Here is a 20,399-nt window from a genome sequence, read left to right as displayed (position 1 = left end):
CCGCCGGCGTTGACGTGACGTATGACGTCACTTCGTGAACTCGGCACTTCCGACCTCGAGGTCTTCCCGCTGTCGCTCGGCGGCAACGTGTTCGGCTGGACCGCCGACGAGCAGGCCTCCTTCGCCGTCCTCGACGCCTACGCGGCGGCGGGCGGCAACTTCATCGACACCGCCGACTCCTACACCGCCTGGATCGAGGGCAACCAGGGCGGCGAGTCGGAGACGATCATCGGCAGGTGGGTCAAGGCGCGCGGCAACCGCGCCGACGTCGTCATCGCGACCAAGGTCGGCCAGCACCCGGACCACCAGGGGCTGTCCGCCGCCACCATCAAGGCGGCCGCCGACGCCTCCCTGCGCCGCCTGGGCACCGACCACATCGACCTCTACTACACCCACTTCGACCAGCCCGAGGTGCCCGTCGAGGAGATCATCGGCGCGCTGGACGAGCTGGTGAAGGCCGGAAAGGTCCGGCACATCGCCGCCTCCAACATCACCGCGGAGCGCCTGGAGGAGTCCCTCGACTTCTCCGACCGCGAGGGACTCGCCCGCTACGTCGCCCTCCAGCCGCACTACAACCTGGTCTCCCGCGACACCTACGAGGGCCCCTTGCAGGACCTCGTCGCCCGCGAGGGCCTGTCCGCCGTCCCGTACTTCGCGCTCGCCGCCGGCTTCCTCACCGGCAAGTACCGGCCCGGCGCGACCGTCGACAGCGCCCGCGCCGGCCGGGCCCGGGAGTACGCGGAGTCCGAGCGCGGCCCGCGGGTCCTCGCGGCACTGGACGAGGTCGCCGCGGCCCACGAGGCCCCGGTCGCCACGGTCGCCCTCGCCTGGCTGGCCGCCCAGCCGACGGTCATCGCCCCCATCGCCTCGGCGCGCACCGTGGAACAGCTCCCGGCGCTGCTGGGCGTGGCGGACCTGAAGCTGACCGGCACCGAGGTCGCCAGGCTGACGGAGGCGTCGGCCTGACCCGCCCGCACCGGCCCTAGGACCGGTACGGGTTGTAGGGGGCGTACGGCGTGTACGGCGCCACCGGGCGGCCGTACGCCTGCCAGGGCCCCACGGGCACCGGCCCCCCGTACCCCGGCCGGACCGGTGCGGCCGTCCGCGCGGCGTACTCCAGGGCCGGCCGGGCCAGGTCCCGGCGCCGCCACAGCTCGTCCAGCAGCTCCCGCTCCCGGACGACGAAGTCGGCCCCGGCCCGGCCCGCGCGGCCGCGCCGCCGCAGGAAGGCGAGCGAGGTGGCGCACCTCTCGTAGCGCGCCACCTCCCGGGCCGCCGGGCGCCCGGCGTGGTGCCGGGCGTAGTCCCGGGCCATCCGCCGCGCCCGCATCGAGCCCAGGGCGAACGGTTCGGCCGGCCCCAGCCACCCGGCCAGCACGTAGGCCGGCAGCTCCGCGCGCACGATCCGCAGCTCCCGCTGCCGGGACCAGACCGCCAGCCAGGTCAGCAGCCCGAACGCCGGCACCATGAAGCCGCCGTACACGGCGAAGAAGCCGTACTGGCCGAAGGTCGCGGAACCGTTCCACAGGGCGTGCATGCCCATCGCGAGGAGCAGTCCGCCGGCCGGCAGCAGTACGCGCCGCACGTGCTGCCGGTCCGCGGACAGCGCGGCGGTGCCGAAGCCGATGCCGGTGAGGACGGTGAACAGGGGATGCGCGAACGGGGACATCACGATGCGCACGAAGAAGGTGGCGGCGGTGACGGAGGCGATGCCGCGGTCGCCGGTGAGCTGGTCGGTGCCGAAGGCCGTGCCGAGGTAGAGGATGTTCTCGGTGAACGCGAACCCGGTCGCGGTGACCCCCGCGAGCACCACGCCGTCCACGACCCCGGTGAAGTCGCGCCTGCGGAAGAGGAACACCAGCAGCACGGCGGCGGCCTTGGCGGACTCCTCCACGACCGGAGCTATCACGGTGGCGCCGAGCGTGTCGGCGCCGGCCGGATCCGCGGTCGAGGTGGCGATCCACCTGGTCGCGAAGCTGTTCGCCACGATGGCTATCAGCGCCGCCGCGCAGGCCCCCCAGGCGAAGGCGAAGACCAGGTTCCGCCAGGGGCCCGGCTCCACCCGGTCCAGCCACCGGAACGCGGCGACCAGCCACGGCACCGGCAGCACCGCCAGGCCGAGCCCGACGAGGAAGCCCTCCGTGCCGGTCTGCCGCCGGACGAGCGCGAGGATGACCAGGCCCGACAGCGCCAGCAGGGAGCTCAGCGCCCCGTACCGCACCCACCGGCGCTGCCACCAGTGCGGGTGGCGGAGCGCCCCGTCCCCGGGGGGCGAGGCGTACGTCGGGGGCGGAGGACTGGTGGCCACGGCATCGACCCTAACGGTGACGGGGCGAGGGGCTGATCGTTTTACCGGTCCCGGCCGGGCGGCACGCGCCGGAACAGCAGATCGTTCACCACATGACCCTTGTCCAGTCCCTGTCCCTCGAAACGGGTCAGCGGCCGGAACTGCGGGCGCGGCGCGAAACCGCCGTCCGCCCGGGTGTTCTCGAAGCCGGGGTGCGCGGTGAGCACCTCCAGCATCTGCTCGGCGTACGGCTCCCAGTCCGTCGCGCAGTGCACGAGCGCCCCCGGCCGCATCCGGGCCGCGGCGAGCGTCAGGAACTCGGGCTGGATGAGCCGCCGCTTGTGGTGCCGCTTCTTGGGCCACGGGTCGGGGAAGTAGACGCGCAGCCCGTCCAGCGCGTCCGGGCGGAGCATCTCCCGCAGCAGGATGATCGCGTCGCCGTTGCCCACCCGGACGTTGGACAGGCCGCCCCGGTCCGCCAGGCTGAGCAGGTTGCCCTGGCCGGGCGTGTGCACGTCGACGGCGAGGATGTTGGTGTCCGGGTCGCCCGCGGCCATCTGCGCGGTCGCCTCGCCCATCCCGAACCCGATCTCCAGGACCACCGGGCGGTCGTTCCCGAACAGCTCGCCGAGGTCGATCACCCGCTGCCCGTCGATGTCCAGCCCCCACTTGGGCCACAGCCGCTGCAGCGCGTCGGCCTGCCCGGTCGTCACCCGGCTGCGCCGCGGCTGGAAACTGCGGATCCGCCGCTCGAAGTGCGATCCGGCGGGATCGGCCCTGGGCCCGTCGGGGAAGCGCGGCTCCCCCTTGGGCCGGGACGGCCGGACGGAGGCGCCGGGCGTGCGGGGGGCCGGGGGCGGGGCGTCGGGGGTGTTCAGGGAATCAGACACAGTACGACCGATTTTAGAGGCCCGGACCGGGCACTACGGCGTGCGCAGCATCGCCAGGGCCCGGCGCCCGATCTCCCGGCCGATCGGCAGCGAGGCGGTGGCCGCGGGGGAGGGCGCGTTCAGCACGTGCACGGCCCGCTCGCCCTCCTCGATCAGGAAGTCGTCCACCAGCGTCCCGTCGCGCAGCACCGCCTGGGCCCGCACCCCGGCCGGGGCCCGCACCAGGTCCGCGGCCCGCACCTCGGGCAGCAGCCGGCGCACCGCCTCCAGGAACGCCTCCTTCGACACCGAGCGGCGCAGCTCGCCCGCCCCGTACCGCCAGTGCCGCCGGGCGATCGCCCACGACCCGGGCCAGGCCATCGTCCCGGCCAGCTCCCGGGGGCGCACCACCCCCCAGTCGTACCCCTCCCGGGCCAGGGCCGGCACCGCGTTGGGGCCGACGTGCACGCCCCCGTCGACGCCGCGGGTCAGATGCACCCCGAGGAACGGGAACGCCGGGTCCGGCACCGGGTACACCAGCCCGCGCACCAGCTCGGGCCGCGCCAGCTCGTAGTACTCCCCGCGGAACGGCACGATCCGCGCCCCGGGGTCGTCGCCGGTCAGCCGGGCCACCTCGTCGCAGTGCAGCCCGGCGCAGTTCACCAGCACCCGGCCGCGGACCACGTCCCCGGCCGCGGTGAGCACGGCCACGCCCCGGTCCGCCCGGCGGTCCACCCGGACGGCCCGCGCGCCGTAGCGGATCTCCGCGCCGGACGCCCGCGCCAGCTCGCGCGCGACGCCCGTGTAGTCGCACACCCCGGTCGTGCCGACGTGTATGGCGGCGAGGCCGCGCACCTCCGGCTCGTACTCGGCGATCTGCGCGGCTCCCAGCTCCCGCACCGGGATGCCGTTCTCCCGGCCCCGCTGCACGAGCGCGTGCAGCCGCGGCAGCTCCTCCCGCTCGGTGGCGACGATCAGCTTGCCGGTGACGGCGTGCGCGATGCCGTACTCGGAGCAGAACTTCACCATCTCGGCGGCGCCGCGCACCGCGAACGTCGCCTTGAGCGAGCCCGGGCGGTAGTAGATCCCGCTGTGGATGACCCCGCTGTTGCGCCCCGTCTGGTGCCGGGCCGGCCCGGACTCCTTCTCCAGCACGGTCACGCGCGTGCCCGGCGCGGCGCGGGTGATCGCGTACGCCGTCGAGAGCCCGACGATCCCCCCGCCGATCACGAGCACATCACAGTCGTACGCCCCGGCCCGCACCTGCACCACCTCCGCTACTCGATAGTGCACTGCGCCACTGACAGCGGCTTCAAACGCCGTGCGGCAAGGGGACCGGCCGGGCGCGCGCCGGTGCGGCGCTCACGCCGGAGCCGCCGCCGCCAGCAGCGGGCGGGCCCGTTCCCGCAGCTCCACCACCCGCGGCTCGTCGCCGTACGGCTCCAGCCGGTGCAGCAGGTCCTTCACGTACTCCGTCGTCCGCGCCGACGAGATCCGCCCCGCGACCTCCACGGCCCGCACCCCCTGCTCGCACGCCGCGTCCAGGTTGCCGGACTCCAGCTCGGCGACGGCGGACACCACCAGCCGCAGCCCGTGCGACCGCACGAACTCCTCCGTCGGCTTGGACAGCGCCTGCTCGGTGAACCGGCGGACCTGCCGCGGCGCCTTCAGGTCCCGGTAGCACTCGGCCGCGTCGGCGGCGAACCGGTCGTACCCGTAGAAGCCGAGCCAGGACGGGTCGCTGTCCCCCTCGCGCGAGCGCTCCAGCCAGCCCTCGGCGGCCTTCAGGGCCGCGCCGGCGGCCTGCGCGTCGCCCGCACGCGCGTGTGCGCGGGCCTCGACCAGCCGGAAGAAGCTCATGGTGCGGGCGGTCGCCAGGCCCCGGTTGCGCTCCAGCGCGGCTTGCGCGAGGTCGACCCCCTCGTCCCCGAACCCCCGGTACGTCGCCTGCAGCGACATGGAGGCGAGCACGTAGCCGCCCAGCGGGACGTCCGCCGCCGCGCGCGCGAGGCGCAGCGCCTGGATGTAGTAGCGCTGCGCCGCCTCCTGCTGCCCGGTGTCGAAGGCCATCCAGCCGGCGAGCCGGGTGAGCTCCGCCGAGGCGCCGAACAGGGCGCGGCCGACCTCGTCGGAGTAGGCGCCGAGCAGCAGGGGCGCCGCCTCGACCCGCAGGCACTCCGGCACCATCGACGAACGCCAGTCCCCGCCGCCGTATTTGGAGTCCCACCGCCGGGCGTCCTCGGCGGCCTCGCGGAGCTTGCGCACGTCGCTGTGGCCGACTCTGAGCGGTGCGCCGGAGCCCTCGGCGGACCCCGCCTCCCGTGCGACCGAGCTGTCGGCGGGGGTTATCAGCCACCGCGAGGCGGGCGTCGCGTACGCGCTCACCGCGAACGATCCGGCGAGGGACTGCCAGATGCCGCCGGAGCCGGCCCGGCGCCCGGCGAGGTCGAGGCGGTACAGCTCCGTCGCCGACTTCACCGCCTGCCCGACGTCCCGGGGGAAGGCGAGGCCCACCTCGGGCGCGGGGTCCGCGTCGGCCAGGCCGATCTCGTGGAGCGGCACCGGGCGGCCGAGTTTCTGGCCGATGGCGGCGGCGATGAGGTGCGGCGCCGCGCCCTGCGGCACCATGCCCTTCGACACCCAGCGCGCCACCGACGTCTTGTCGTAGCGAAGCGTCAACCCGCGCTGGGCGCCCAGGTCGTTGACGCGCCGCGCGAGTCCCGCGTTGCTGATTCCCGCGAGGGCGAGAACGGCGCCGAGTTTCTCGTTCGGCCCGCGTTGCTCCCTGGACATGAGCCACCCCTCGACACAGACGGCTGCCGCTCTGGCATAACCACGCGGCATTCGTAAACCCAGCGTAGTTCGCCGCATCCCAAGCGTTAAGGGGCATTCTTCCGGATGGCGGGATTGTGGTCCGTACCGGCGCCCGGCCCTGTACGCACCGTGCACGGAGTGCCGCCTCGTGCCCCCGCCCGTGTGGCCGTGCGCCCGTGCGTGCGCTCTCCTGCGGCCATCCGGCAGCCGGTTCGATGGCTCGTGCGTGGGTCGGCCCGCTGTACTGGATCCAGTGGGCTGGGGGACACCGCCGCCTTCATCCCCGCGGGTGGCGGACCGGTCCGGGGGGCGTCGACCGCCTCCCGGACCGTGCGCGTGCGCGGGTCGGCGCACGCGCCGCCGGCCTGTACGGAGCGTGGCCATGTCCGTTGACCCGCTGCCTATTTGGCCGAAAACCGACTCCCACCCGGCACGGTGAAATTCCTTCGCGACCATGCAACTTGAGGGCGCGAAAGGGGTGTTGGGGGAGCGCACTGGGGGCGCGTTCGCGCCGCACCCGACGGACACCGCTCCCCGCGGGACCACTCGGCACCCGCCCGCCGGAGATCGACTCCCCGGGCCCGCCGCGCGAACTTCCCTCGGTTTCCCTCGATCGAAGGCGGCGCCACCGCCACGCTCCGGCCTTCCCTTCATGGCAGCATGGGTCCGGTTCATGCGGTGCACTGGTGGTCCACAGCCTGTGGAGGCGTCGATGCGGTGGTTGGTGGGGTGGAGCAGCACCGCCGCGGGCGCCGCCGCGATCGGTTCGGCGGGTGCCGTCGGCTACGAGGGCGAGGCCCTGCACCCGGTCGGCGCCCAGCTCCTGTGGGGCGACCCCGACCCGCTGTGGGCCGTCGGCGACTGGCGGCCGGACGAGATCCGCGTGGTGCACGCCGACGCGGAGCACCGGATCGCCGTCCTCGGCATCTGCGGCGCCACCGACGAGGAGCTGCGGCGCGGCCTGTTCACCGCGCGCGGCGGCGCGGTCCGCCACCTGACCACCTGGTCCGGCAGTTACACGGCCGTCGTCCGGGCCGGCCGCCGGATCACGGTCTGCGGCGATCTCGCGGGCGCCCGGCCGGTCTTCCACACCCCCTGGGACGGCGGCACCGCCTACGCCACCGCCGCGCTGCCCCTCGCCGACCTCGTCGAGGCCAACCTCGACTTCACCCACCTCGCCGCCCTGCTCGCCGCCCCCGACGTACCGGCCGCGCTGCGCGACACCACCCCGTACGACGGTGTGCGGCGCATTCCGCCGGGGCACGCCCTGGTGCTCCGCGCCGGAGCGCGCGAGATCGCCGGGTACGAGCCCGTCGCCTCCCTCGCCGTGGCCGCGCCCCCCGCCGACGCCGACCGGGCCGTGGACGCCGTCCGGGACGCCCTCGTGGACGCGGTCCGCACCCGGCTGGCGGCCCCCCGGCACGTGCCCGACCTGGACCCCGGGCCGGTGCCCGGCATGGGACCGGCCGAGCGGCGCGCCGCGCGGGGGATGCCCGTCCCCGGCATCGGCGCCGACCTGTCCGGCGGGCCCGCGTCCGGCACCCTCGCACTGCTGGCCGCCGGACTGCCCGGCCGGCCCGGCACGCTGCTCGGACACGGCACGGGCGCCGGCGAGCGCCTCCTCGCGGTCACCTTCAACGACCTCGCCGTGGCCGGCCGCGAGGCCGAGCTGGAGAGCGCCGGGACCCTGGCCGCCGACCCCCGCCTGCACCACGTCGTGGTCACCGGCGACGAGGAGACCCTGCCGTACGCCGACCTCGACGGCCCCCTGACCGACGAACCCGGCCCCTCCCTCGTCCAGGCGGCCCGGCACCGGGCGCGGCTCGCCGCCGGCAGCGCCGACCACTTCACCGGCCACGGTGCCCGCCAGGTCCTGGACGCCCACCCCGCCCGGCTCGCCGACCTCCTGGTGGACCGCCGCCGGCGCCACCTGGTCCGGCCGGTCGCCGCGCTCGCCCGCGCGGACGGCTCGGTGATGGTCCCCGCGCGGGTGTACGGCGCGGCCCGGCGCCTGGCCCGCACCCCCTACCGGGCGGGCCTGGAGGCGCTGGCCGAGCGGCTGATGCGGCGCCGCTTCGACGAGCCCGAGGGCGCGGTCGGCGCGTCCCTCGCCGCGCTGACCTGGGCGAGACCCGGGCCCGCCGCACGGTGGCTGACGGGCGAGGCACTGGCTGAAGTATCGGTTCTGCTCCAGGCGGAGGCCGATCGCTCCGGCACTGGCGTGCAGCGCCCCGGCGACTACCGCGCGCGTGCGGCGCTCGCCCGCTACGCCGCCGACCTGCGGGTCCTGGAACAGGCCGCGGAGATCCGCTCCCAGCGCCTGCACGCGCCCTTCCTCGACAACCAGGTCGTCCGCGCCTGCCGCGACCTGCCCGAGGCCCTGCGCGTCCAGCCCGGCGCCCGCGCCGCCATCCTCCGCACGGTGCTGGAGGGCGCCGGCGTCACCGACCTCCCGCCCGGCTGGGGCGCCCCCTCCCACGCCTCCTCGGCCGCGGCCGTCCACACGGGCCTGCGCGTCGCGGCCGATCCCCTGGTCGACCTCTTCGCCACACCGCTCCTCGCCGACGCCGGCCTGGTGGAGGCCCGCGTGGTCCGCAAGGCCGTACGCTCCGCCGCGGCCGGCGATCCGCTGCCCCTGGACGGCCTGGCCGACCTCGTCTCCCTCGAACTCTGGCTCCGCCGCCTGCTCTCCCGCCGCGGCACCTGCTGGACGGGCACGCCGGGACGCTCCCGCGCGGTGCCGTCCGGGATCCAGCCGAGGAGGAGCGCGCTCGCCTCCGGCGCGTGAGCGGGTACGGGCGCGACGGGAGGCGTCCCGCGCGCGTGCGGGGCGTGCGCGCTCGGCGTCCCGGGGGCTCGCCGGATGCCGTGACGGCCGCGCCCGTGCCCGCGGCGCGGTCGGCCGCGGCTCGCCGCGGCGGAAACTCCGGTGACCCGCCGCGCGCCCCCGGCCACAATGACCGGGTGCGGTACCGAATCCTGGGCGTGACCCAAGCAGCAGACGACCAGGGCGCCCCCGTACCCGTCGGCGGCCGGCGTCTGCGCGCGCTCCTCGCCGCCCTCGCCCTCCGGGCCGGCCGCACCGCCACCCCCGACGCGCTGATCGGCGACATCTGGGCGGACGACCCGCCGAAGGACGCCCCCGCCGCCCTCCAGGCCCTCGTCGGCCGCCTCCGCCGGGCCCTCGGCAAGGACGCCGTCACCTCCGCCCCGGGCGGCTACCGCCTCGAAGCCGCCCCGGCGGACGTCGACCTGCACACCTTCGAACGGCTCACCCGCACCGGCACCGCCGCCCTCGCCGCCGGCGACCCGGCAACCGCCCACCGCGCTCTCACCGAGGCCCTGTCCCTCTGGTACGGCCCGGCCCTCGCCGACCTCCCCGACCGCGCCGCGGCCACCCGCCCCGAGGCCCTGCGCCGGGAGGCGGCCCGCGCCCGCGCCGCCGCCGCCCTCGACCTCGGCCGGGCCCATGAGGTCGTACCGGAACTGCGGGAACTGACCGCCGCCCACCCGTACGACGAGCCCCTGCGCGTCCTCCTCATCCGGGCCCTGCGCGACACGGGCCGTCCGGCCGACGCGCTCGCCGCCTACGAGTCCGCGCGCCGCACCCTCGCCGACACCCTCGGCACCGATCCCGGACCGGAACTGCGGGCCCTGCACGCCTCGCTGCTGCGGCACGAGCCCGCCGCGCCGCCCCGCCCGCCCGTCCCGCACACCCCCGCCCCGCGGACCGGGCGCACCGGCAACCTCCGGCCCCGGCTGACGTCCTTCGTCGGCCGCGGCCCGGAGCTGGAGGCCATCCGCGCCGACGTGCGGCGGGCCCGCCTGGTCACGCTCACCGGACCGGGCGGCTCGGGGAAGACCCGCCTCGCCGAGGAGGCCGCAGCGGCGCTCCCCTCCGCCTGGCTCGTCGAACTGGCCCCGCTCGACCGGCCGGAGGCGGTCCCCGGCGCGGTGGTCAGCGCGCTCGGCCTGCGCGAGACCGTGCTCCTGACCAACGAGCCGGCCACCCAGCAGGCCGACCCGACCGCCCTGCTGGTCGAGCACTGCGCGGCCCGCGACCACCTCCTGATCCTCGACAACTGCGAGCACGTCGTCGACGGGGCGGCCGCCCTCGCCGAGACCCTCCTCACCCGCTGCCCCGGGCTCACCATCCTCGCGACCAGCCGCGAACCCCTGGGCGTCCCCGGCGAGTCGGTGCGCCCGGTCGAACCCCTCGTCCCGGAACAGGCGCACCGCCTGTTCACCGAGCGCGCGCGGACCGTCCGCCCCGACGCCGACACGGTCCTCGGCGACACCGCGGCCGTGGCGGAGATCTGCCGCCGCCTGGACGGGCTGCCGCTCGCCATCGAACTGGCCGCGGCCCGGCTCAGGATGCTCACCCCGCGGCAGATCGCCGACCGCCTCGACGACCGCTTCCGGCTGCTCACCTCCGGCAGCCGCACGGTCCTGCCCCGCCAGCAGACCCTGCGCGCGGTCGTCGACTGGTCCTGGGAACTGCTGGACGAGCGGGAGCGGACGGTGCTGCGCGAGGTGTCGGTGTTCGCCGGCGGCTGGGACCTCGCGGCGGCCGAGGCGGTGTGCACCGGGCCCGCCGCGGAACTGATCGGCGCACTGGTCGACAAGTCCCTCGTGGTCGCCGCCCCGCACGACCCGGACGGCACCGGCACCGGGATGCGCTACCGCATGCTGGAGACCATCCACGAGTACGCCACCGAGCGCGCGGCCGAGGTCCCCGGACTGCGGGCGGCGGCCGAGCGGCGCCACCGCGCGTGGGTGCGGTCGCTGGTGGAGGAGGCCGAGCCGCAGCTCCGCTCGGCGGCCCAGCTCGCCTGGTTCTCCCGCCTGGAGACCGAACTGGACAACATCCGCGCGGCCCTGGACCGCGCGGTGCGCGCCGGGGACGAGGCCGAGGCGGGCGCCGTCGTCCTGGCCATCGGCTGGTTCTGGTGGCTGCGCAACCACCGCCCGGAGGCGGTCGCCTGGGTACGGCTGGTGCTCCGCCTCGGCGCCGCCCTGGACACCCTGCCCGCGCGACCGCCGGCCGTCGCGGCCGACCGCGCGGACCCGGTGGCCGCCCTCTTCGCCGACCCGGACGGCCAGGCCGCGCACCCGCTCGCCGCGCTCCGCATGGACCTGCGCATGCTCGACCTTTTCCTGACCTCCGAGTCGGGCGTCGGCAACCTGGCGGCCGACGACCGGCTCGCGGAGTACGTCGCGCGCGTGCGGGAGGCCTACGAGGGCGGCGGCCCGCGTGCCGCCCGGTTCCCCGGCATCATCTGGCCGCTGACCACGTACTACCTGGGCGGCCCGGTGGACGTCCGCCCGCACATGTCGCGGACCGTCGCCAACGCCCGCGTGTTCGGCGGCGACTGGGAGGTCGCGGTCGCCCTGATGTACCGGGCCCACGTGACCGTCGACTCGCCCGGCAACCTCCGGGGCGTGGACGAGGACCTGGCCGAGCTGCGGGTGCTCAGCCGGCGCGTCGGCGACCGCTGGATGGGGGCGCAGGTGTGCAGCGCCGCCGGGGAGGCCGCCATGGCGCGCGGCCGGCTGGACGAGGCCCGCGACGAGTACGAGGAAGCGCTGCGCCTCTCCTACGAGGTGGGCGCGAACGCCGAGGCGCCGTTCCTGCTCGCCCGGCTCGCCGAGATCTCCTACCGGGGCGGCGACCAGGAGGCCGCGCTGGCCCTGCTGGACGAGGCCGAGGCGGCCGCCGACCGGTACGTGGTGCCGGAGTCGCGGTCCTTCGCACTGCTGCTCCGCGCCCACCTCGCCCTGCACGGCGGGCAGACCGCCCGCGCCCGCGAGCTGTACGAGGCGACCTGCGAGGTGGCCGGCATCGGCACCCCGCCCCCGCAGTTCGTGGCGGTGCAGCGGACGGTGGAGGGGCTGCTCCTGGCCGCCGAGTCGGGCCCGGCGCACGGGCTGCCGGTCCTGGCGGACGCCCTGCGCGAGGCCGTGGCCCAGGAGTGCGCGGAGTCGATCACGGCGGGCCTGGTCGACGCGGCGGCCGGCCTGCTGGCCCGGCTCGGCGACCTGCCGGGCGCGATCCGGCTGTTCGCCGCCGCGGACCGGTGGCGCGAGGGCCGCCGGCGGCCCGAACCCGAGCGCACCGACGCCGACCGGGTACGGGCGGGCGCCCGAGCGGCCCTGCCCCCCGGCCGGTACGCGGCCGAGTGCGCCCGGGGTGCCGCCTACGGCGTGGCGGACGTCCTGCGGGAGCTGGCCGCCGTGCCGGCGGCCGCCGGGGACCGGCCGGAGCGGGCTACCGGCAGGTGAACCGGGACTCCGCCCGGTCCGCGGGCGCCACCCGGGCCCGCGGGCCGGCCGTGCCCGTCCGCCACCGGCCGCACGCTCCGGCGCCCGGCGAGGTCCACGTGGACGGGGACGGCCCGCTCGCGGCCCCGGACCACGCCGGACCGCCACAGCGGGACCCCGTCGGCGTAGACGGCGAAGGAGGCCGCGCCGAGGCCGGACGCCAGGTCGTCCACGCCGGCCGGCGCGTCGTACGCGGTGCACCGCCGGTCGAGGACGACGGCGACCGACGACGTCCCCTGGACGGTGATCCCGCGCCCGTACCGCTCCGGAACATCCCTCGGACGGACCGGCCCGCCGCCCGCACCACCCGAACGAGTGCTGCGAGCGGTACGCGTGAGCACGCGTGGTGCCGGTGAGGCGGCGGGGCCGGGACGGGCCCCGCCGCTCGGGTCACTCGCGCCGGACCTACGCCGGCCGGGACCGGAGCCCCTCCAGCAGGATCTCCAGCAGCCGCGCGGAGGCCGCCGCCTGCTGCGCCGCGTCCGGCAGGGACGGCGCGGCCGTGGCGATCACCAGCAGGACGTCCCCCACGGACACGTCCGCCCGCAGTTCACCGGCCGCCCGGGCCCGCTCCACCAGCCGCCCGACCACCTCGAGCAGCGCCCCGACCCCGGCGTCGTCGGCCACCGGCGCGGCGTCCTCCGCCACCAGGCGCAGCTCACCGCCGCCCAGCGTCCGCTGCTGGGGCAGCCGTGCCTCGACGGGCCCGACCGGGCCGACGGACAGGGCGGCACCGGCGGCGGCGCCGACGGCCTCCTCGACCGGATCGTCCGAGCCGACCCGCAGCACCTGCGGCGGCAGCAGCCGGCCCGCCCCGGACGCCACGGACGTCCGCAGGAACCGCGACAGCGCCGACCACGGCTCGTCCTCCTGCCCGAGCGCGGTCCGCGCCTGCTCGGTCAGCCGTGCCGTCTCCTCCTCCGCGATCCGCCGGACCAGTACGTCCTTGCTGGGGAAGCGCCGGTACACCGTGCCCACCCCGACCCGCGCGCGCCGCGCCACGTCCTCCATCGGCGCGCCGTAACCCAGCTCGCCGAACACCTCACGCGCCGCACGCAGCACGTGCTCCAGATTGCGCTGTGCGTCCACCCGCAGCGGAGCCGTACGCGCCCCGTCCGCGCGTCCGTTGCCCATCGCCGCGTTCATGGCCTTTCCGCCGGCCGCGATCGCGGCTGCGGGTGCCCAATGCGTGTCCTGAACATGCATGTATTTCCCCCGGAAATGACGTCTCCCCCCGGAGACTCCCCGCCATTGAATACGCAGTGCGAGGAACCGGCATCGGTCCCGGCCGAACCCGCCCGTCGCGAACCCGGCCGCCCGTATCCCCCACACTCCGACGACACACGAACATAGTTGAGGCGGGGTCAATTCAGAAGGGGCAGGTTCCGCACAGTGCGCCCCCCGATCGGAGTACGGGCCGCGTACGTCCCGAATCCGTCCCTTCGCCCGTTCTCGTCCGCCCCTGCTGACCTGGCCCCATTCGTCCTGCGTGAACGCCGCCGCCGGCCCCGGGCGCCCCCGGCCGTCGGTCACACACCTGGTCGGGGCTGTGGACAAACAACAGCGCCGGGTGCGTCATGGGATGGTGAAGGAACGTGCGCGCATTCTGGTTGTCGGCGGCGGCTACGTCGGGATGTACACGGCCCTGCGTCTCCAGCGGAAGCTGAGGGCCGAGCTGAGGAGGGGCGAGGCCGAGATCACCGTCGTCACCCCCGACCCCTACATGACGTACCAGCCGTTCCTCCCCGAGGCCGCCGCGGGATCGATCTCCCCGCGCCACGTCGTCGTACCGCTGCGCCGCGTCCTCGACCGGTGCCACGTCGTCGTCGGCGAGGTGACGTCCGTCGACCACGCGGTGCGCACCGCCGCTGTCACCACGCTCGCCACCGCCGAGGAGGGCAGGTCGGACGAGCTGTTCGGCTACGACGAACTCGTGCTCGCCCCCGGCTCGGTCTCCCGGGCCCTGCCCGTCCCCGGCCTCGCCGAGTACGGCATCGGCTTCAAGACCGTCGAAGAGGCCATCGGCCTGCGCAACCACGTCATCGAACAGATGGACATCGCCTCCTCCACCCGCGATCCCGCCATCCGCGACGCCGCCCTCACCTTCGTCTTCGTCGGCGGCGGCTACGCGGGCGTCGAGGCACTCGGCGAACTGGAGGACATGGCCCGCTACGCGGCGCGGTACTACCACAACCTCCGCCCCGAGGACATGAAATGGGTCCTCGTGGAGGCGACCGACCGCATCCTGCCCGAGGTCGGCCCGGAGATGGGCCGCTACACCGTCACCGAGCTGCGCCGCCGCAACATCCAGGTGCTGCTCGGCACCCGCCTGGAGTCCTGTGCCGGCCGCGTCGCCGTGCTCAGCGACGGCCAGAGTTTCCCCACCCGTACGGTCGTGTGGACCGCCGGGGTCAAACCGCACCCGCTGCTCGCCGCGACCGACCTGCCGCGCACCGCCCGCGGCCGGCTGCGCTGCACCGCCCAGCTCACCGTCGACGGCACCGAGCACGCCTGGGCCGCGGGCGACGCCGCCGCCGTCCCCGACGTCACGGCCGCCGAACCCGGCACCGAGACCGCACCCAACGCACAGCACGCGGTCCGCCAGGCCAGGGTCCTCGGCGACAACATCGTCCACGCCCTGCGCGGCGAGCCCCTCCAGACGTACGCCCACAGGTACGCCGGCTCCGTCGCCTCCCTCGGCCTGCACAAGGGCGTCGCCCAGGTCTACGGGCGCAGGCTGAAGGGCTACCCCGCCTGGTTCATGCACCGCGTCTACCACCTCAGCCGGGTGCCCACCGTCAACCGCAAGGCCCGGGTGCTCGCCGAATGGACCCTCGCCGGCCTCTTCAAACGGGAGATCGTCTCGCTCGGCTCGCTCGAACACCCGCGCGCCGAGTTCGAACTGGCGGCCGGGCGAAAGCCTCCCCACGCCCCCTCCGACGACCCGAAGGGGTCCTCCTGACCGGACCCGGGAACTCCCCGGCCCGCCGACGCGTCGACAGGATGTCGCCGCGGCCCGCTCCTGTCAGACTGCCCACGTCCGCGGACGGGTCCCCCGCCCGCCCACCGCACCCACGAGGCCTTCCCCACAGTGAACTTCACGCGCTGGAGCGCCCGTCTCCCCGGAACGCAGCGCCGCGCCGCCGCACGGACCAAGAGCCCGGTCCCCCCGGACCGGCGGGGGGAAGGGGCCGTGCCCGCGGCCCGCGCCGAACACCCGGCCGACGACCCGGCCCCGGCCCCCGCCGTCCCCGCCGTCGACGAGCTGCCCGTGCGGGACGTCCTGGACCGCGTCCCGGCCCTCGTCGCCCTCGTCCACGGCCCCGACCACCGCATCGCCTACGTCAACGGCGCCTATACGGCCGCCTTCGGCACCCGCCCCGCCGGCGCGCCCGCCCGCGACGCCCTGCCCGAACTCGCCGGGCTGGGCCTGCTCCCGCTCCTGGACCAGGTGCTGCGCAGCGGCCGGCCGCGCACCCTGAAGTCCCGCAAGGCCGTCGACGGCCGCTCGTACACCTTCACCTGCACGCCCGTCACCGAGGACGGCGACCGCGACGCCGGTGTGCTGGTCTTCGCCACCGACGTCACCGACCACGCCGAAGCCGCCGAACGCCTGCGCGCCAGCGAACGCCGCCAGCGCGAGACGGCCGTCACCCTCCAGCGCTCCCTGCTGCCGCAGGAACTGGAGCAGCCCGACGACCTGCGCATCGCCGCCACCTACCAGCCCGGCGGCACCGAGGCCGCGGTCGGCGGCGACTGGTACGACGTGATCACCCTCGGCGGCGGCCGGACCGCCCTCGTCATCGGCGACGTCATGGGCCGCGGGGTGCGCGCCGCGGCCGTCATGGGCCAGCTCCGCACGGCCGTACGGGCCTACGCCCGCCTCGACCTGCCCCCGCACGAGGTGCTCCAGCTGCTCGACGGCCTGGCCGCCGAGATCGACGCCAACCAGATCGCCACCTGCGTCTACGCCGTGCACGACCCGAACGAGGGCCGCCTGGTGTACGCGTCGGCGGGCCACCTGCCGATCCTGGTCCGCGACGAGAACGGCATGGTGTCCCGCGCCGACGAACCCACCGGCCCGCCGCTCGGCACCGGCGGCTGGATCCACTCCTCCGGCTCCGTCGCCCTCGGCCCCGGCGCCACGGCCGTCCTCTACACCGATGGCCTGGTCGAGCGCCGCGACGCCGACCTGGACGAGGGCATCGCCGCGCTCGCAGGCGCCCTCGCCGGCGCCACCGGCACCCCGCAGGTCGTCTGCGACCGCCTGGTCCGCTCGGCCGGCGTCACCGCCGACCACGACGACGACGTGGCCGTCCTCGTCCTCCAGCACCCGGCGCGCACGGGCCCCGACGGCGACCTCTTCCGCAACGCCGCCCTCGAACTCCTCGGCGGGGTCGAGGCGGCCCCCCGCGCGCGTGCCTTCGCCTCCGGCGTCCTCACCAGCTGGCGCTTCCCCGCCGAACTGCACGACCTCGGCGTCCTCGCCACCAGCGAGCTGGTCGCCAACAGCCTCCAGCACGGCACCCCGCCGATGCGGCTCCGGCTCCGCCGCACCGACCGCCGTCTGATCGTCGAGGTCACCGACGGCGACGACCACCTGCCCAGACGCCGCCGCGCCGAGCCCGGCGACGAGTCGGGCCGGGGCATCGCGATCGTGGCGACGATCGCCTCCGGCTGGGGCTGCCGGCGCACCCCCGGCGGCGGCAAGGCGGTGTGGTGCGAGTTCGTGCTGCCCGGGGCCGGTCAGCGAACCTGACCCGTACGGCCGCCCGGACCACGGCGGCGGACCACGCCCGCTGCGAGGAGCGCACCCATGCCGGACAGGACGGACAGGACGGAAGGACCCCGCGGCGGCACGGGCCCCGAGGGGTACGAGATCCACCACGCACCGCTGATGGCCCCCTTCGTGGCCGAGCTGGTGGACGCCGCCGGCCTCGGCCCCGGCGACCACGTCCTCGACCTCGCCTGCGGCACGGGCTTCGCCGCCCGCGCGGCCGCCCCGCTGGTCGGCCCCACCGGCCGGGTCTGCGGGGTGGACGCCGACGAGGGCATGATCCGGGTCGCCCGGGCGCACGCCCCCCGCCTCCGGCCGGACATCGACTTCCGGGTGGCCCCGGCCGGCCGCCTGCCGTACGGGCCCGCCACCTTCGACGCGGTGCTCTGCCAGCAGGGCGCCCAGTTCTTCCCCGACCTCGGTGCCGCCCTCACCGGCACGGCCCGGGTCACCCGCCCCGGGGGCCGCTTCGCCGCGACCGTCTGGGCCTCCCTCGAACGCCAGCCCTACTTCCGCGCCCAGCACCTGGCGCTCCGGGAGTACGGCGGCCCCGACGCGGCCCGCCACTTCGCCCGGGCCTTCACCGGCACCGCCGATCAGCTCACCGCCGCCCTCCGCGCGGCCGGCTACCGGGACACCGCCCACCGCGAGGTCACCTTCGGCATCGCCCTGCCCCCGCTCGACACCTACGCCCGCGACCACCTGGACGCGCTGTGGGGCGGCCTGCTCAGGGAGGCCGGCGGCGAGGAGGCCCTCACCCGCGCCGCCCGCCTGGTCCGCGACCGGCTCGCCGGCCGCACCGCCGGGGACGGCACCGCGTCCGTGCCCTTCACCGCGGTCCTCCTCACGGCGACCCGCTGACCGGTACGCGAAACGGCCGCCGCCCGAAGGCGACGGCCGTCACGGACCACCGGGGGCTCACGCCTCCGCGGCCACGGGCTCCGCCGCGGCCCCGCCCCGCGTGACCACCCGGGTACCGCGCACCGCGGCGGGCCGGTCCTGCACGGCGGACAGCCGCCGGCCCAGCCGCAGCGCCAGCACGGTGATCCCCAGCGAGAACAGCAGGAAGGTCACGACGTACGGCCCGGGCAGCGAGGCGCCGAGCGGCCCGCCCACCGCCGGACCGACCGCCAGCGCCAACTGCTTGACCAGGGCGAACGCCGAGTTGTACTGACCGGCCATGCCCTCCGGCGCCAGATCGGCGACCAGCGGGGCGACCGTCGGCGACAGCATCGCCTCACCGAGACCGAACAGCGCGTACGTCGACACGAAGGCGGCCGTGGCCATCTCCCGGCTGCCGTGCCCGAGCCCGGCGTACCCGGCGGCCAGCCAGGCCACGGCCCAGATCAGCCCGACCGCGGCGATGACCCGGGACCGGCGGCGCCGCTCCACCAGCTTCAGGACGGCGAACTGGGCGATCACGATCACCAGCGTGTTCGCGGCCAGCGCCGTGCCCAGGTCGGAGGTGGATATCCCGGCGGCCTCGACGCCGTAGGCGCTCAGCCCGGACTCGAACTGCCCGTAGCAGGCGAAGAAGAGCACGAAGCCCAGCACGCACAGCTGCACCATCGCCCGGTTGCCGAGCAGCTGCTTCCAGCTGCCCTTCGCCGAGCCCTCCGGGGCGTCCTCCAGCCGCGGCGAGTGCGGCATCCGCACGGTCGCCATCACGACGACCAGCAGCAGGAACATGGCCGCCTCGATCGCGAACAGCAGCGTGAAGGAGGAGACGCGGGTGGTGTCGACGAGGTGGCCGCCAATGAGGCCGCCGACGCCGAGCCCCAGGTTCTGCAGGAAGAACTGCATTGCGAAGGCGCGCGAGCGCGTGTCCGCCGAGGAGCAGTCCACGATCATCGTCGCCAGCGCCGGCTGCATGACGGCCTGCCCGGCACCGAGGGCCGCCGCCGACACCAGCACGGTCGCGGCCCCGCCGCTCAGACCGAGGCTCAGCGCTCCCAGAGCGGCGGTCACCAGGGCGGCCAGCAGGACCGGCAGCGGGCCGCGCCGCACGATCGCCCGACCGGCCAGCGGCAGCACGATCAGCGCGGCCACGGCGAAGACGGCGAGCACGAGACCCGCCGTCATGGAACCCAGCCCCCGCACCTGCGCCACGTAGACGTACAGGTAGGGGACCGTGAAACCGAGCCCGAAAGCGCTGAGTGCGTTGCCCACGTGGATCCGGCGCATCGCTGCGCCCATCGCCCTGGTCACGTTCACCTCTCTCACTAGTGAGACCTGAAGACTTCAAAGCTAAAGTTCGAAGCTAAAGAGTACACAGTGAAGGACTTCAAGGCAAAGGGGCCGCGTGCCATACTGCGGCCATGGCCGACACCACCGGCGTCCCGGAGCCGACACTCGAAGAACAGATCGCCGCCTACCAGCGCGAGTTCCAGGACCTGGACCCCCAGGTCGAGGAGATCGTGTCGGCGCTGTCCCGGCTGAACCGCCGCATGAACGTGGCGTACGGCCGCCAGACCGCCGACCTCGGCATCAGCAACGCGGACTGGGAGGTCCTCAAGGCACTGGTCCTCTCCGGCGCCCCCTACCGCATGGGCCCGGGCGACCTGGCCAAGCGGCTCGGCCTGACGCCGGCCGCGATGACCCACCGGATCGACCGCATGGTGACCGAGGGCCTGGTCACCCGGGAGCGGGACGAGTCCAACCGCGTCCGCGTCATCGTGGAGCTGACCCCCGAGGGCCGGGAGAAGTGGCTGGAGGCCATGCGTCTGGCCACCGTGTTCGAGGCGGACCTGCTCCAGGACCTGACCCCTGCGGAGCGCGCGGTGCTCGGCGAGGTCCTGATCCGGCTCCTGCGCAGGGTGGAGCACGCGCAGCCGGACGCCGGCGGCCGGCTCAGCGACCTGGACTGAGGGCCCGCACCTCCCCGAAAAGATCTTGACAGAGGGGTGTTGACACGCCCCCGACCGATCCGTAGTGTTCTCCGGGTTGCCACGGAGCCGTAACGGTTCTCCGGTAGCACTCAGCCGCCCCGAGCGGCACCCCTCACACCACCAGCACGATCTCCCGAACGGGTTGCTTTCGGCTTGCCCGAATTCAATTCGACGGGAAGCCCGGCGGCCCGATTGGGAATCGCCGAGCGGATCCGCTAAGGTTTGAGACGTCGGAAGGGCCCAACAGCCCGGAGGACAAGCCCCCTGACTGGGAGTCAGACGCCGAAAGGATCTGATAGAGTCGGAACCGCCGGAAAGGGAAACGCGAAAGCGAGAACCTGGAAAGCACCGAGGAAATCGGATCGGAAAAAGATCTGATAGAGTCGGAAACACCGAAGGGAAGCCCGGAGGAAAGCCCGAGAGGGTGAGTACGAAGGAAGCGA

At 75.4% G+C, this 20,399-nt stretch carries 14 protein-coding genes; 7 read left to right on the top strand and 7 right to left on the bottom strand.

All coding sequences use genetic code 11. The annotated features are described in order from the left end of the window. The first annotated feature begins 21 nt into the window (after positions 1-21). Positions 22-966 carry an aldo/keto reductase gene (locus ACZ4K2_RS15330; RefSeq protein ID WP_467468770.1) on the top strand — a complete coding sequence of 315 codons (945 nt, stop codon included), beginning with the start codon at positions 22-24 and terminating at the stop codon, positions 964-966. Positions 967-982: 16 nt separating this feature from the next. Here ACZ4K2_RS15330 and ACZ4K2_RS15325 read toward each other — a convergent pair whose 3' ends face one another. The 4 genes from ACZ4K2_RS15325 to ACZ4K2_RS15310 all read right to left on the bottom strand — a co-directional run bounded on the left by ACZ4K2_RS15325 (position 983) and on the right by ACZ4K2_RS15310 (position 5,949). Then, on the bottom strand, positions 983-2,308 hold the full coding sequence (locus ACZ4K2_RS15325; protein ID WP_467468772.1) for a PrsW family intramembrane metalloprotease: 1,326 nt from the start codon (positions 2,306-2,308) through the stop codon (positions 983-985). A gap of 41 nt (positions 2,309-2,349) precedes the next feature. Further along, positions 2,350-3,177, bottom strand: a complete 828-nt coding sequence (gene trmB / locus ACZ4K2_RS15320; protein WP_467468774.1) for a tRNA (guanosine(46)-N7)-methyltransferase TrmB — start codon at positions 3,175-3,177, stop codon at positions 2,350-2,352. Positions 3,178-3,210: 33 nt separating this feature from the next. Continuing rightward, positions 3,211-4,428 (bottom strand): L-2-hydroxyglutarate oxidase, encoded by a 1,218-nt coding sequence (lhgO, locus tag ACZ4K2_RS15315; protein WP_467468839.1) that lies wholly within the window; start codon positions 4,426-4,428, stop codon positions 3,211-3,213. A gap of 90 nt (positions 4,429-4,518) precedes the next feature. After that, a complete protein-coding gene (locus ACZ4K2_RS15310; RefSeq protein WP_467468776.1) occupies positions 4,519-5,949 on the bottom strand; it encodes an MFS transporter in 1,431 nt (476 codons plus the stop codon). A 733-nt stretch (positions 5,950-6,682) separates the two neighbouring features. Here ACZ4K2_RS15310 and ACZ4K2_RS15305 point away from each other — a divergent pair. Together ACZ4K2_RS15305 and ACZ4K2_RS15300 are read left to right on the top strand one after the other, a co-directional pair. Beyond that, positions 6,683-8,758 carry an asparagine synthase-related protein gene (locus ACZ4K2_RS15305; protein WP_467468778.1) on the top strand — a complete coding sequence of 692 codons (2,076 nt, stop codon included), beginning with the start codon at positions 6,683-6,685 and terminating at the stop codon, positions 8,756-8,758. Positions 8,759-8,934: 176 nt separating this feature from the next. Then, entirely contained in the window at positions 8,935-12,252 is a 3,318-nt protein-coding gene (locus ACZ4K2_RS15300; protein ID WP_467468779.1) for an ATP-binding protein, read from the top strand. On the opposite strand, the gene ACZ4K2_RS15295 is transcribed toward ACZ4K2_RS15300, so the two are convergent. Together ACZ4K2_RS15295 and ACZ4K2_RS15290 are read right to left on the bottom strand one after the other, a co-directional pair. Continuing rightward, complete coding sequence (locus ACZ4K2_RS15295; RefSeq protein ID WP_467468781.1) at positions 12,168-12,632, bottom strand: NPCBM/NEW2 domain-containing protein; 465 nt, start codon at positions 12,630-12,632, stop codon at positions 12,168-12,170. The genes ACZ4K2_RS15300 and ACZ4K2_RS15295 overlap by 85 nt on opposite strands. Positions 12,633-12,696: 64 nt before the next feature. Further along, positions 12,697-13,497, bottom strand: coding sequence for a TetR/AcrR family transcriptional regulator (locus tag ACZ4K2_RS15290; RefSeq protein WP_467468783.1), 801 nt, complete (start codon positions 13,495-13,497; stop codon positions 12,697-12,699). 376 nt (positions 13,498-13,873) lie between these two features. On the opposite strand from ACZ4K2_RS15290, the gene ACZ4K2_RS15285 reads away from it, so the two are divergent. From ACZ4K2_RS15285 to ACZ4K2_RS15275, 3 genes are all read left to right on the top strand, one after another. Continuing rightward, a complete protein-coding gene (locus ACZ4K2_RS15285) occupies positions 13,874-15,253 on the top strand; it encodes an NAD(P)/FAD-dependent oxidoreductase (protein WP_467468785.1) in 1,380 nt (459 codons plus the stop codon). A 129-nt stretch (positions 15,254-15,382) separates the two neighbouring features. Continuing rightward, on the top strand, positions 15,383-17,050 hold the full coding sequence (locus tag ACZ4K2_RS15280; RefSeq protein WP_467468787.1) for an ATP-binding SpoIIE family protein phosphatase: 1,668 nt from the start codon (positions 15,383-15,385) through the stop codon (positions 17,048-17,050). A 57-nt stretch (positions 17,051-17,107) separates the two neighbouring features. Further along, positions 17,108-17,929 carry a class I SAM-dependent methyltransferase gene (locus ACZ4K2_RS15275; RefSeq protein WP_467468789.1) on the top strand — a complete coding sequence of 274 codons (822 nt, stop codon included), beginning with the start codon at positions 17,108-17,110 and terminating at the stop codon, positions 17,927-17,929. 57 nt (positions 17,930-17,986) lie between these two features. Here ACZ4K2_RS15275 and ACZ4K2_RS15270 read toward each other — a convergent pair whose 3' ends face one another. Next, complete coding sequence (locus tag ACZ4K2_RS15270; protein ID WP_467468841.1) at positions 17,987-19,276, bottom strand: MFS transporter; 1,290 nt, start codon at positions 19,274-19,276, stop codon at positions 17,987-17,989. Positions 19,277-19,386: 110 nt separating this feature from the next. Between ACZ4K2_RS15270 and ACZ4K2_RS15265 the strand changes: the two genes are divergently transcribed. Next, on the top strand, positions 19,387-19,935 hold the full coding sequence (locus tag ACZ4K2_RS15265) for a MarR family winged helix-turn-helix transcriptional regulator (RefSeq protein ID WP_467468791.1): 549 nt from the start codon (positions 19,387-19,389) through the stop codon (positions 19,933-19,935). The last annotated feature ends 464 nt before the right edge of the window (positions 19,936-20,399 follow it).

The sequence above is a fragment of the Streptomyces sp. NPDC025833 genome, from assembly GCF_055558055.1.
Note: the sequence above shows the minus strand (reverse complement) of the source record. Positions and strands in the feature narration are given on the sequence as shown.

Coding starts and splice junctions, on each gene's coding strand:
- ACZ4K2_RS15330 (WP_467468770.1), top strand. CDS start 22: ATGACGTCACTTCGTGAACTCGGCACTTCCGACCTCGAGGTCTTCCCG.
- ACZ4K2_RS15310 (WP_467468776.1), bottom strand. CDS start 5,949: ATGTCCAGGGAGCAACGCGGGCCGAACGAGAAACTCGGCGCCGTTCTC.
- ACZ4K2_RS15305 (WP_467468778.1), top strand. CDS start 6,683: ATGCGGTGGTTGGTGGGGTGGAGCAGCACCGCCGCGGGCGCCGCCGCG.
- ACZ4K2_RS15290 (WP_467468783.1), bottom strand. CDS start 13,497: ATGCATGTTCAGGACACGCATTGGGCACCCGCAGCCGCGATCGCGGCC.
- ACZ4K2_RS15285 (WP_467468785.1), top strand. CDS start 13,874: ATGGTGAAGGAACGTGCGCGCATTCTGGTTGTCGGCGGCGGCTACGTC.
- ACZ4K2_RS15275 (WP_467468789.1), top strand. CDS start 17,108: ATGCCGGACAGGACGGACAGGACGGAAGGACCCCGCGGCGGCACGGGC.
- ACZ4K2_RS15265 (WP_467468791.1), top strand. CDS start 19,387: ATGGCCGACACCACCGGCGTCCCGGAGCCGACACTCGAAGAACAGATC.